The following is a 12,612-nucleotide window of genomic DNA, read 5'->3' as shown; positions in this document are numbered from 1 at the left end:
TCGATCCGGCCTAGAATCGAGAGCATGCCCGCAGGCGAATCTTTTTACATCACCACGCCCATCTACTACCCCTCTGATGTTCCGCACATCGGACACGGGTACACATCGGTGGCGGTCGACACGCTCGCGCGTTGGCACCGCCAGGGCGGCGATGACACCTGGATGCTGACCGGTACCGACGAGCACGGGCAGAAGATGCTGCGCGCCGCGGCCGCGAACAACGTCACCCCGCAGGAGTGGGTCGACAAGCTCGTCACCGAGAGCTGGTTCCCGCTGCTCGAGACGCTCGACGTCGCCAACGACGACTTCATCCGCACCACGCAGGAGCGCCACGAGAAGAACGTGCAGGTGTTCTTCCAGCGGCTATACGACTCGGGCTACATCTACGCCGGCGAGTACGAGGCGCTGTACTGCGTTGGCTGTGAGGAGTTCAAGCCCGAGTCGGAGATCGTCGACGGCACCGGTCCCTTCGAGGGCCTGAAGGTCTGCGCGATCCACTCCAAGCCCCTCGAGTTGCTGCAGGAGAAGAACTACTTCTTCAAGCTCAGCGAGTTCCAGGACCGCCTACTCGAGCTCTACAAGACCGAGCCCGACTTCGTGCGCCCGCACTCCGCGCGCAACGAGGTCGTCTCGTTCGTCAGCCAGGGCTTGAAGGACCTCTCGATCTCGCGCTCGACCTTCGACTGGGGCATCCCGCTGCCGTGGGACGAGTCGCACGTCATCTACGTGTGGGTCGACGCACTGCTGAACTACGCCACCGCCGTCGGGTTCGGCTCGGACGAGGAGACCTTTGAGCGTCGCTGGCCCGCGTACCACGTGGTGGGTAAAGACATCCTGCGATTCCACGCCGTCATCTGGCCGGCACTGCTGATGGCTGCCGGCCTCGAGGTCCCCAAGGGGGTCTTCGCGCACGGCTGGCTGCTCGTCGGCGGCGAGAAGATGTCCAAGTCGAAGCTCACCGGTATCGCCCCGACCGAGATCACCGACGTGTTCGGCTCTGACGCCTACCGCTTCTACTTCCTCTCGGCGATCGCTTTCGGCCAGGATGGCTCCTTCAGCTGGGAAGACCTCGCAGCCCGCTACCAGGCCGAGCTCGCCAACGGCTTCGGCAACCTCGCATCTCGCACGATCGCGATGATCGAGAAGTACTTCGACGGAGTCGTTCCTGAGGCTGCCGAATACACCGAGCAGGACCTTGCGATCCAGAAGATCGTGGCGGATGCTGCGACTGCTGCCGACGCGGCTGTCGAGCAGTTCCGTATCGACGAGGCGATCTCTTCGATCTGGACGATCGTGGACGCGCTGAACGGCTACATCACCGAGAACGAACCGTGGGCGCTTGCACGCGACGAGGACAAGCGTGCTCGCCTCGGCACAGTGCTGTACACCTGCGCCGAGGGTCTGCGTGCACTTGCCGTGCTGCTGTCGCCGGTCATGCCGCAGTCGACCGAGAAGCTGTGGTCGGCGCTCGGCGCAGCCGAGGCTCTGGGCGCGCTGCAGGAGCAGCCGATCCGTGAAGCCGGCGACTGGGGCGGGCTCGCTGCGGGCACCGAAGTCCAGGCGCTTGCACCGCTGTTCCCCCGTGTGGAGAGCCAGGCTTGACCGATAACCCCAGCCAGTACGTCCGGGAGCGGAAGGCGGAGGGCCGCAAGGACCTCCGCTATCCCGCAGCTCCCGACCCCCTGACCGTGCCCGTGTACGACAACCACGCGCACCTTGAGATCCTCGACGGCGACGAGCCGTTGAGCCTCACGGAGCAGCTCGATCGCGCAGCGGCCGTCGGAGTCGCGGGCGTCGTGCAGGCATCCGGCGATATCGAGTCGTCGCGCTGGGCGGTGGATGCCGCCTCCGCCGATTCTCGCGTGCTCGCCGCCGTCGCGATTCACCCGAATGACGCACCCGTCTATGCGGAGGCCGGCCAGCTCGACCACGCGATCAGTGTGATCGATGAGCTCGCCGCCCACCCGCGCACGCGGGCGATCGGCGAAACAGGACTGGACTTCTTCCGCACAGGGCCCGAAGGTCACGCGGCGCAGTTCGAGGCGTTCGAAGCGCACATCGCCCTGGCCAAGAAGCACGGCATCGCGATGCAGATTCACGATCGGGATGCTCACGACGCTGTGCTCGAGACCCTCGCACGCGTCGGGGCGCCCGAGAAGACCGTGTTCCACTGCTTCTCCGGTGACGACGCCATGGCCAGGATCTGTGCGGATGCCGGTTACTACCTCTCCTTCGCCGGCAACGTCACGTTCAAGAACGCGCAGAACCTGCGCGATGCGCTGAAGGTCACCCCGCGCGATCGCATCCTCGTAGAAACGGATGCCCCGTTCCTCACCCCCGTGCCGCTGCGCGGTCGGCCGAACGCGCCGTACCTGATTCCGCATACGCTGCGGTTCATGGCTGGGGAGCTCGATGTGGGCATTGATGAGCTCGCCGTGCAGATCGCAGCGAACACCCTCCGCATCTACGGCTCCTTCTCGGCCTGACCGTCCTACACCTGTCAGTCGATTTCACAGAGGTCGGTCCGAAACCAGGGTTTTCCGCAGACGCCTGTGTTTCCTACTGACGTCTGTGTGGGTGGGATGCCGCAGATCAGGGACAATGGCAGGATGACCGTCACGCTGCTCGGCGCCACCGAGATCCGCCGTCTTGCCGCCGAGCTCGATGTCACACCCACCAAGAAGCTCGGACAGAACTTCGTCGTCGACGCCAACACCGTGCGCAAGATCGTGCACGTCGGCCGTGTGCAGGCAGGGGAGCGCGTCGTCGAGGTCGGTCCTGGGCTGGGCTCCCTCACCCTCGCGATCCTCGAGACCGGAGCATCCGTCACAGCCGTCGAGATCGACCACCGTCTCGCCGCGCGCCTGCCGCAGACCGCCGCGGACCACGGTGTGCCAGATGGGGCGCTCACCGTTGTGGATGCCGATGCACTTCGGATCACCGAGCTGCCAGGAGCCCCGACGGTGCTCGTCGCGAACCTGCCGTACAACGTCTCGGTGCCTGTGCTCCTGCACTTCATGGAGACGTTCTCGAACCTCCAGCGCGGCGTCGTGATGGTGCAGGCCGAGGTGGGCGAGCGCCTCGCCGCTCCTCCCGGGAGCAAGATCTACGGCGCTCCGAGTGTCAAGGCCGCGTGGTACGGGGCGTGGCGTCTGGCCGGCAACGTTTCGCGCCAGGTGTTCTGGCCGGTCCCGAACATCGACAGCGTTCTCGTCGCCTTCGAGCGCGACGCAACCCCTAGAGGCAGCGAAGAGCTGCGCCTTCGCACGTTCAAGATCGTCGATGCCGCGTTCCAGCAGCGTCGCAAGATGCTCCGTCAGGCGCTCGCCTCTGTGCTCGGCGGCACCGCCGCCGAGGCATCCGATCTTCTTGAGCGCGCAGGTGTGGCACCGACCGCTCGAGGCGAGCAGCTGACGGTAGACGATTTCGTGCGGATCGCCGAGGTATTGGGCGGCTAATCTGGAGACGTGACTGAATCGCCGCGCTTCCGCACCGACGTTCCCGAGATCCACCGCCCGTATGTGGCGAAGGCTGATCGCTATGAACAGTTCGAGTACCGCCAGGTCGGTACCTCGGGGCTCTACCTCCCGCCGATCTCGCTGGGGCTGTGGTGGAACTTCGGCGACAACATCCCGCTCGACAACCAGCGCGCGCTGCTGCGCCACGCTTTCGACCGGGGAATCACGCACTTCGATCTGGCCAACAACTACGGCCCTCCCTACGGCTCCGCAGAGAAGAACTTCGGACGCATCTTCACCGAGGACTTCCGTCCCTACCGCGATGAGCTCATCATCTCGTCGAAGGCAGGTTGGGACATGTGGCCGGGCCCGTACGGCAACTTCGGCAGCCGCAAGTACCTCATCGCCAGCGCGGAGCAGTCGCTGACGTCGACGAACCTCGACTACGTCGACATCTTCTACTCGCACCGTGTCGACCCGGTCACCCCGGTCGAAGAGACCATCGGAGCCCTCGACGCATTGGTTCGTCAGGGCAAGGCCCTCTACGTCGGCATCTCCTCGTACAGCGCTGAGCGCACCGCACGCGCGGTGGAGGCGGCACGGGCGCTCGGGACTCCGCTCGTGATCCACCAGCCCTCGTACTCGATCCTCAACCGATGGACTGAGGCGGAGCTCAACGACACTCTGCGCACCGAGGGCCTCGGCGCGATCGCGTTCACGCCGCTCGCGCAGGGCCTGCTCACCGACAAGTATCTCGGCGACGGCACGGCTGAGCGTGCGCAGAAGCGCGGTTCGATCTCTGACAAGCCGCTCTCTGCCGAGGGGCTCGCAATTCTCCGCGGTCTCAACGACGTCGCCAAGGGGCGCGGACAGTCGCTTGCACAGATGGCACTGCAGTGGACGCTTCGCGATCCTGTGGTCGTCTCGGCCCTGATCGGAGCATCCCGTCCCGAGCAGCTCGACGAGAACATCGCCGCAGTGGGCGGTCCGGTGTTCTCCGACGATGAGCTGGCCCGCATCGACGCCCTCTCCGACGGCATCGACGTCGACCTCTGGGCATCCTCGTCTGCTCTGTGACCCGTCGACTGATCTGAGCCCACCATGAGTCTCGCCGCGTTCCCGGAATCGGTGCACGTGCGTGCCCCGGGCAAGATCAACGTCTATCTCGGGGTCGGCGGACGCCACGACGACGGTTATCACGCTCTGGCGACCGTGTTTCAGGCGGTGTCGCTCTACGAAGACGTGATCGCAAGGCCAAGCGACGAGTTCACGCTGAGCGTGTCGGGTGTCGAAGACACAGATGCCGTGCCCCTTGACGATCGCAATCTCGCGATGCGTGCGGCCAAGATGCTGGCTGCAGCAACGGGGTACGACGGCGGTGTGCACCTGGAGATCCGCAAGAGCGTGCCTGTCGCAGGCGGCATGGGGGGAGGATCAGCGGATGCCGCGGCCGCTCTCGTCGCCTGCGATGCGCTCTGGGGCACAGGTCTTCACCCTCCACGGATGCACGAGCTGGCAGCCAGGCTGGGGGCGGACGTGCCGTTCGCCCTGCACGGCGGAACCGCCGTCGGCACAGGACGAGGTGATCAGCTCAACCCCGCCCTCGCGCATGGCCGGTTCGACTGGGTACTCGTCACGAGCGAAGAAGGTCTGTCGACACCTGTGATCTATGCGCGCCTGGATACGCACCGTTCACAGGCAGGAGCGCTCGCTGACGATCCGCCGATGTCTCTGGATGTGCCGATCCCGGTGCTGCAGGCGCTGCGTGCGGGGGAGCCGCGCTCGCTCGCAGCATCCATGTTCAACGATCTCGAGGTGCCAGCGCTCCTGGAGCGCCCGTCTCTCGACGGTGTCATCAAGGCAGGGCTCAACGCGGGAGCGCTCAGCGGCATCGTCTCGGGCTCGGGCCCGACCGTTGCATTCCTCTGCGAGAGCCCGGAGAGCGCGCACTACGTGCAGGACGAACTCATGGATGCAGGGTACGCCGCCCTGCATGTGCATGGACCGGTGCCGGGCGCCCGCATCATCACCGGGTGAACTCCCACTTTGATCTCATAGCTCAGCGCACGGTTCCGAGTCGAGAGCGTCTGCCGGCGGCTGTCCGGGTGTACCCGGAGGGCAGCTCGCCCGATTTCGCGACTACCCTTGAGTGGACATGGCACATCTTCTCGGGGCCGAAGGCCTCCACCTCGAATACCCGACCAAAGTCGTCTTCGACTCCATCACGCTCGGCATCGAGGAGGGCGATCGGATCGGCATCGTCGGACGAAACGGCGACGGCAAGAGTTCACTGCTCGCGATGCTCGCAGGCCGCAAGGAGCCGGATGCTGGACGCGTGACGATGCGCGCGGGAACGACTGTCGGCGTGCTCGACCAGGCCGACACGCTCGATGACGCACTGACGATCGCGGAGTCGGTCGTGGGCGATGTGCCCGAGTACGAATGGGCGGGCGATGCCCGCGTGCGCGATGTCATCCAGGGTCTGCTCGCCGACCTCGCCTGGGATGCCCCGGTCGACGGGCTCAGCGGTGGACAGCGTCGGCGCGTCGCGCTCGCGGCGCTGCTGGTGAAGGACTGGGACATCGTCGCACTCGACGAACCGACGAACCATCTCGACGTCGAGGCCATCACGTGGCTTGCGGCGCACCTGAAGAAGCGCTGGGCTGCGAATTCCGGCGCGTTCCTCGTCGTCACGCACGATCGGTGGTTCCTCGATGAGGTCTGCACCGAGACCTGGGAGGTGCACGACCGGATCGTCGAGCCCTTCGAAGGCGGTTACGCGGCATACATCCTGCAGCGCGTCGAGCGCGATCGGATGAGCGCTGCCACCGAGGCCAAACGCCAGAACCTCGCCCGCAAGGAGCTCGCGTGGCTGCGTCGGGGTGCGCCAGCCCGCACAGCCAAGCCGAAATTCCGCATCGACGCGGCGAATGAGCTCATCGCCGATGTGCCCGAGATCCGCGACAAGGTGTCGCTGCAATCGCTGGCCACGACGCGGTTGGGCAAGGATGTCGTCGACCTGCTCGATGCCGGAGTGCGGTACGGCGACCCTTCGACGGGCTCAGGGACCGAGGTTCTGAGGGACGTCGAGTGGCGCATCGCGCCGGGGGAGCGCACGGGCATTCTCGGCGTGAACGGAGCGGGCAAATCGACGCTCCTCGGTCTGGTCGCCGGCACCATCGAGCCGACCAGCGGTGTGGTCAAGCGCGGCAAGACCGTGCAGGTGCGCACGCTGACCCAGCGGATCGATGAGCTCGAGCAGCACTGGAACGACCCGGTGCGCGTCGTCATCTCCGCCCTGCGCACTGAGTACACCTTCGGTACGGGGGCCAAGGCGCAATCGCTCACGCCCAGCCAGCTGCTCGAACGGCTCGGCTTCGCATCCGCGCAGCTGTCCACTCCCGTGAAGGACCTCTCCGGAGGCCAGCAGCGTCGACTGCAGCTTCTGCTCGTGCTGCTCGACCAGCCGAACGTGCTGATCCTCGACGAGCCCACCAACGACATGGACACCGACATGCTCGCCGCGATCGAGGATCTCCTCGATTCCTGGTCGGGGACCCTCCTCGTCGTCTCGCATGACAGGTACTTCCTCGAGCGCGTCACCGATCAGCAGTACGCCGTCATGGATGGCCGTCTGCGCCATCTGCCGGGGGGAGTGGAGGAGTATCTGCGCCTGCGCTCTGCCGAGAAGAACGCGCCTGCGGGCGGTGCAAAGGCCGCAGGCAGCACCCCGAAGCTGGATGGCGCGGCTCTTCGCGCGGCCCAGAAAGAAGTCGCCGCGCTCGAGCGGAAGATCCAGAAGCTCACTGGGCAGATCGACCGCGCGAAGCACGCACTCGTCGACCACGACCAGTCCGACTACGAGGGGCTCGGCGAGAAGATGAAGACGATCTCAGCACTCGAGGCAGAGGTCGAAGAGAACGAGATGCGCTGGTTGGAGCTCAGCGAGGAGCTGTGACGCTCTGTGACGTTTCGATTCTTCACAGGAACTCGCGCGTGCGTAATGTGGCCGAGTCCCACCAGGAGGAAACATGTCCCGTCGCACCACGTCCATCATCGCCGCGCTCGCAGCGGTCCCGCTCTTCGTCGCACTCTCCGGCTGCGCGACAGCCACTGGCGGTGACGCAGGGGGCGGCTCGAATGAGACCGTGAAGATCGGTGTCGTCGGCAAGTCCGATGAGCAGTGGCCTGCATTCGTCGAGGCCGCCGCAGAAGAGGGCATCACCGTCGAGCTCGTCGACTTCGGCTCCTACGAGCAGCCGAACCCGGCACTGACGGAGGGTGAGATCGACCTCAACCAGTTCCAGCACATCGTGTACCTGGCGCAGTACAACGAGGCTTCGGGTGAAGACCTGACGCCCATCGGCTCCACCGCGATCTACCCGCTGGGCCTGTACTCGCAGAAGTACGACGACGTGAAGGACATCGCCGAGGGCGAGTCGGTCGCCGTCCCGGATGATGCCTCCAACCAGGCTCGTGCCCTTCTCGTGCTGCAGTCCGCAGGGCTCATCGAACTGAAGAGCGGTGGCACGATCTTCTCCGACCTCGCAGACGTCGATGAGTCCGCGTCCAAGGTGAAGGTGACCGCGCTCGAGGCAGCGCTCATTCCCACCTCGCTCCCCGACGTCGCAGCCGCGATCATCAACAACGACTTCGTCACCCAGGCGGGCCTGAAGTTCGAAGACGCGATCGCGCAGGACGACCCGAGCGACCCGAATGCACTCCCGTACGTGAACATCTTCGCCGCGCGCGCAGACGATGCAGACAACGAGACCTACCTGAAGCTCGTCGAGATCTTCCAGACCGACCCTGATGTCCAGGCAGGGCTCCTGAAGTCCTCCGGCGATACTGCCGTGGCTCTGCAGACTCCGGTTGCCGATCTCGTGGGGTCACTGGAGACCGTCCAGAAGGACGTCGCAGCGAACAGCTGATCACCACAACGTGAAAGAATCGGGCGGCGCGATCGCGCCGCCCGATTCGTCGTCTGAACCAAGCCGGAGAACCCATGCCGATCGTGACACTCGAGAACGTCTCCAAGGCGTATCCGCCGCAGCGCCGTGACACTCAGCCCACAGTCGCTGTCGACGACGTGTCTCTGACCGTCGAGAAGGGCGATGTCTTCGGCATCATCGGATACTCGGGGGCAGGCAAGTCCACCCTCGTGCGTCTGATCAATGCGCTCGAGCCCGCCAGCGGCGGCACGATCACGGTCGACGGCACGGACATCACGGCGCTCGCCGAGCGCGACCTGCGTCCGGTGCGCAGTGGAATCGGCATGATCTTCCAGCAGTTCAACCTGTTCTCGGCCAAGTCTGTGCGGGCGAACATCGCCTATCCGCTCAAGCTCGCCGGTTGGTCGAAGCCGGACGTCGATGAGCGGGTCGCGGAGCTGCTCGCGTTCGTCGGCCTCAGCGACAAGGCCAAGGCCTATCCTGAGCAGCTCTCGGGCGGTCAGAAGCAGCGGGTGGGCATCGCGAGGGCCCTCGCAACCCGGCCGGCGATCCTCCTCGCCGACGAGGCGACCAGTGCACTCGACCCGCAGACGACTCACGAAGTGCTCGCGCTTCTGAAGCGCGTCAATGAAGAACAGGGCGTCACGATCGTCATCATCACGCACGAGATGGATGTCATTCAGACGATCGCCACGAAGGTCGCGGTGATGGACGCAGGCCGCGTGATCGAACACGGCGATGTCTTCGAAGTGTTCTCAAACCCGCAGCATCCGGCTTCTCAGCGGTTCGTCGGCACGGTGATCAAGGGCATCCCCTCTCCTTCCGAGATCGCCGTGTTGCAGGAGCGTCACCGGGGACGCCTCGTCACGTTCTCGTTCCGCGACGGCGATTCTTCACAGGCGCAGGTCTTCCTCGATCTCGCTGCGGCAGGGCTCGAGTTCGAGCTGATCTACGGAGGTATCAACGACATCCGAGGCCGCGCGTTCGGGCATCTCACTCTCGCGATCCGAGGAGAGGATGCCACCGTTGATGCGGCGCTTGCGAAGATACGCACCCACGCCACGGTGACCGACATCTCTGCAGGGGAGGCCCGCTGATGGATCGTCTCTTCGAACTTCAGGGAGAGTTCTGGGCGGCCGCCGTCGAGACCCTCTACATGACCTCGTACGCGCTCGTGCTCGGCGGGGTGCTCGGTCTGATCATCGGTGTCGCCACCTACGCGACACGCACAGGCGGCGTGCTGCCCAATCGCCCGATCCACGGGGTCGTGAACCTCTTCATCAACTTCTTCCGGCCGATTCCGTTCGTGATCTTCTTGGCCGTGCTGCAGCCGTTCACGCGAGCCGTGATCGGCACGGGAATCGGAATCACCGCTGGTGCTTTTGCGATCGGCATCGCCGCGTCCTTCGCCATCGGCCGCATCGTCGAGCAGCACCTCGTCTCTGTCCCGCCCGGCGTCATCGAAGCAGCGCGGGCGATGGGCGCCGGGCCCTGGCGCATTCTGCTCACCATCGTCATCCCCGAAGCACTCGGGCCCCTCATCCTCGGCTATACCTTCATCGTCGTGGCGATCATCGACATGACGGCGATGGCGGGGCTGATCGGCGGGGGCGGACTCGGCGCGTTCGCGCAGATCTACGGCTTCCGCCAGTTCGAGCCGGTGGTCATGTGGGCAGCGATCATACTCATCGTCGTGTTCGTGCACCTCGTGCAGGTGCTGGGAACGTGGCTGGCCCGCAGGGTGATGCGGCGCTGACGCGGGGTCAGGGGCGGATGCTGACGCCGGTGCCCGCCGGCAGTTCGGCGAGCCTGGTGATCGCTGCCTCATCCAGCCGGATGCATCCGTTCGAGATGGGGCCGGTGCGCTCATCGTGATAGTGGAACGCCGTCACCGCGACATCCTGCCCGCCGAAACCGTCGAGGGTCGGGGACTGGAGCGAGAGGTACACGGTGGGCAATCCCCGCGTGTAGTCGAAAGAGGTCACCTCCGTCAGGTGGATGAAAGAGCGGCCGATCGGTGTCGGAGTCTGGTCGGTGCCCCATGCGAAGTCTGAGGCGATCCGTTCGGGAACCCCGGCACGGACGATATCGATCGTCCGCGCAGAGATGCTCACCTCGACGGTGACGTCGATCGGCGTGAGTTCGACGTCTGCAGTGCGCAGCCATCCGGTCAGCTGCGCAGGGTTCCCCGCGGAGGGGAGCCCCTGGCGACCGGTGAGGAGCACGTGCACCCAGTCGTTCTGCTTCTCGATCACCGCGACAGTGGTACCGCCGTAGCGGTATTCACGGGGGAGCGCGGCCACGGGGTCGCCGAGCGGGTCCGCCCAGATCGGTGCGAGATCGGCGAGGGGACGGGCGGTGTGCCCCGCGAATGGTGCTTGTGGTTCAGCATCCACCGGCAGCTGCGGCAGCACGGCGAACACGTTCGCCTGCGGGAGTGCTGTGGCGTCGTAGACCGCGCGATTCGCGGGGAAGCCCGGGGGGGTGGGCGACGGCGTGGGCGTCGGACTGCTGAGCTCTGCGGTTGACGCAGATCTCGCGGCGGGCGTGACATCTGATCGCGGCCAGACGAGGACCGCGACGATCGCAATGATGACCGCGGCACCGAGCCCAATGAGCACCCAGGCTCGGGTCCCCGGCTTTCGCTTCGGATGCTCCTGATCGCTCACGAGACCTCCTCCGAGTGGCTTCATCGAGGAGCGTAGTCCAGTCTCCTGCGGGAGATAAACTCGCGCTCGGATCCGGAGAGCGGATCGATGAAGCGCAGTTCTCTCGCGAGCAGCTGCAGCGGCCGCTCATGATCGTCCGGCTTCTCATCGGTGAGGATCGGGTACAGGTTGTCGTGCAGAATGCCCAGGCCGATGCTGGCAAGGTGCACGCGCAACTGGTGCATTTTGCCGGTGTGCGGATGCAGCACTGTGTGCACCACCTGGTCATCGGCAGAGATCAGCTCGATGAGCGTCTCGGAGTTCGGTTCGCGTTCGGTGTCGACCTCTACGCAGACTTGGGCGCGAAGCTTCTCGATGTGCAGGCGCACCGTGCGCGGGAGGTCGTTCTCCCCGCCTTCGGGCCGTGCGGATACCGCCTCATAGACCTTCTCGATCGAACGGCGCTGGAAGAGCGTCTGATACGCGCCTCTGGTCACCGGGCGGGCCGAGAACATCAGGAGCCCTGCTGTGGCTCGGTCCAGGCGGTGGATGGGCGCCAGGTCAGCGTTGTCGAGAAGGCGGCGCAGGCGCACCAGCGCGGAGTTCTGTACGTACTTGCCTGCCGGGGTGCTGGGGAGGAAGTGCGGCTTGTCGATCACCACCAGATCATGATCCTGGTGCAGGATCTCGATCTCGAACGGAATGTGCGTCTCGACGGGAGGCTCACGGTAATACCAGATGAACTCCTCTGCATCGAGAGGGGTGTCACGAGTGAGAGCTGAGCCGTCGAAGGCGACGATCTCACCGCGGTCGAAGCGCGCGAGCAGCCACTCCGGATCAAGATGGAAGAACCGCTCGATCATGTAGGCGCTGGCGGTGGGCCAGGGGCCGGAGTTCGGCAGGTGCAGACGGGTGGCACCGACTCCGTCGCGAATGGGCAGTGGAGATCGCATCGCCATCAGGAGGGCACCATCACGAGTCGAAGCTCAGGCTGAGCTTGCGCAGCAGAGCGGCCATCCGCTCGCGGTCGGGGCGAGAGAGAGCCTGCAGCAGATCCGCCTCGACGTCGACGAGGCGGGTGATGGCCGCATCCACGCGGATCTGTCCGTCTTCAGTGAGGGTGACCAGCACGCTGCGGCCGTCGCCCGGATCCGACTCCCGTCGTACGAACCGTCGCCCTACCAGGCGATCGATCCGGTTGGTCATGGTGCCGCTGGAGACGAGCGTCTGCTGCAGGAGCTGCTTGGGTGAGAGCTGAAACGGCGCACCTGCTCGGCGAAGGGCCGAGAGAACATCCCATTCCCAGTGCTCCAGATCGCTGCGGCGGAACACGTCGCGGCGCGCACGATCGAGATGCTTGGAAAGACGATCCATACGGGAGAGCACCTCAAGCGGGGAGAAGTCGAGATCAGGACGCTGCGTGTTCCACGCGCCGACGATCCGGTCGACCTCATCTACTTCGCTCATCCCCCCATTATCCGGTGCCGATGCTGATGGCGTCGCCGAAGCCCTTGACCGTGGCAGACTTGTGTAGGGCGTTCTGCGGGGCGCCGC

General features: G+C 65.4%; 12 protein-coding genes. 9 read left to right on the top strand and 3 right to left on the bottom strand.

The features are described 5' to 3' along the window. The first annotated feature begins 24 nt into the window (after positions 1 to 24). The 9 genes from metG to ACTU6V_RS13135 all read left to right on the top strand — a co-directional run bounded on the left by metG (position 25) and on the right by ACTU6V_RS13135 (position 10,166). Positions 25 to 1,602: a methionine--tRNA ligase gene (metG, locus tag ACTU6V_RS13175; protein WP_443475801.1), complete on the top strand. Its 1,578-nt coding sequence runs from the start codon at positions 25 to 27 to the stop codon at positions 1,600 to 1,602. After that, on the top strand, positions 1,599 to 2,486 hold the full coding sequence (locus tag ACTU6V_RS13170; protein WP_443475800.1) for a TatD family hydrolase: 888 nt from the start codon (positions 1,599 to 1,601) through the stop codon (positions 2,484 to 2,486). Before metG ends, ACTU6V_RS13170 begins: the two co-directional genes overlap by 4 nt. 123 nt (positions 2,487 to 2,609) lie before the next feature. Next, on the top strand, positions 2,610 to 3,458 hold the full coding sequence (rsmA, locus tag ACTU6V_RS13165) for a 16S rRNA (adenine(1518)-N(6)/adenine(1519)-N(6))-dimethyltransferase RsmA (RefSeq protein ID WP_443475799.1): 849 nt from the start codon (positions 2,610 to 2,612) through the stop codon (positions 3,456 to 3,458). A gap of 9 nt (positions 3,459 to 3,467) precedes the next feature. Next, complete coding sequence (locus tag ACTU6V_RS13160) at positions 3,468 to 4,535, top strand: aldo/keto reductase (protein WP_443475798.1); 1,068 nt, start codon at positions 3,468 to 3,470, stop codon at positions 4,533 to 4,535. A gap of 24 nt (positions 4,536 to 4,559) precedes the next feature. Beyond that, on the top strand, positions 4,560 to 5,495 hold the full coding sequence (locus tag ACTU6V_RS13155) for a 4-(cytidine 5'-diphospho)-2-C-methyl-D-erythritol kinase (protein ID WP_443475797.1): 936 nt from the start codon (positions 4,560 to 4,562) through the stop codon (positions 5,493 to 5,495). 118 nt (positions 5,496 to 5,613) lie between these two features. Continuing rightward, complete coding sequence (locus tag ACTU6V_RS13150) at positions 5,614 to 7,416, top strand: ABC-F family ATP-binding cassette domain-containing protein (protein WP_443475796.1); 1,803 nt, start codon at positions 5,614 to 5,616, stop codon at positions 7,414 to 7,416. Positions 7,417 to 7,489: 73 nt separating this feature from the next. Further along, a complete protein-coding gene (locus ACTU6V_RS13145) occupies positions 7,490 to 8,389 on the top strand; it encodes a MetQ/NlpA family ABC transporter substrate-binding protein (RefSeq protein ID WP_443468974.1) in 900 nt (299 codons plus the stop codon). A gap of 74 nt (positions 8,390 to 8,463) precedes the next feature. After that, entirely contained in the window at positions 8,464 to 9,507 is a 1,044-nt protein-coding gene (locus ACTU6V_RS13140) for a methionine ABC transporter ATP-binding protein (RefSeq protein ID WP_443475795.1), read from the top strand. Further along, positions 9,507 to 10,166, top strand: coding sequence for a methionine ABC transporter permease (locus tag ACTU6V_RS13135; RefSeq protein WP_443468972.1), 660 nt, complete (start codon positions 9,507 to 9,509; stop codon positions 10,164 to 10,166). Before ACTU6V_RS13140 ends, ACTU6V_RS13135 begins: the two co-directional genes overlap by 1 nt. A 7-nt stretch (positions 10,167 to 10,173) precedes the next feature. On the opposite strand, the gene ACTU6V_RS13130 is transcribed toward ACTU6V_RS13135, so the two are convergent. From ACTU6V_RS13130 to ACTU6V_RS13120, 3 genes are read right to left on the bottom strand one after another with little or no spacing between them, the layout of a single operon-like run. Continuing rightward, positions 10,174 to 11,079 carry a L,D-transpeptidase gene (locus ACTU6V_RS13130; RefSeq protein WP_443475794.1) on the bottom strand — a complete coding sequence of 302 codons (906 nt, stop codon included), beginning with the start codon at positions 11,077 to 11,079 and terminating at the stop codon, positions 10,174 to 10,176. A gap of 20 nt (positions 11,080 to 11,099) precedes the next feature. Beyond that, positions 11,100 to 12,011: a pseudouridine synthase gene (locus ACTU6V_RS13125; protein ID WP_443475840.1), complete on the bottom strand. Its 912-nt coding sequence runs from the start codon at positions 12,009 to 12,011 to the stop codon at positions 11,100 to 11,102. A gap of 19 nt (positions 12,012 to 12,030) precedes the next feature. Then, a complete protein-coding gene (locus ACTU6V_RS13120) occupies positions 12,031 to 12,525 on the bottom strand; it encodes a MarR family winged helix-turn-helix transcriptional regulator (RefSeq protein ID WP_443468970.1) in 495 nt (164 codons plus the stop codon). Positions 12,526 to 12,612 lie beyond the last annotated feature (87 nt).

This window comes from Microbacterium zouquanmingi, from assembly GCF_052266675.1.
Lineage (GTDB): Bacteria > Actinomycetota > Actinomycetes > Actinomycetales > Microbacteriaceae > Microbacterium.
This window is presented reverse-complemented; position numbering and strand designations above follow the sequence as displayed.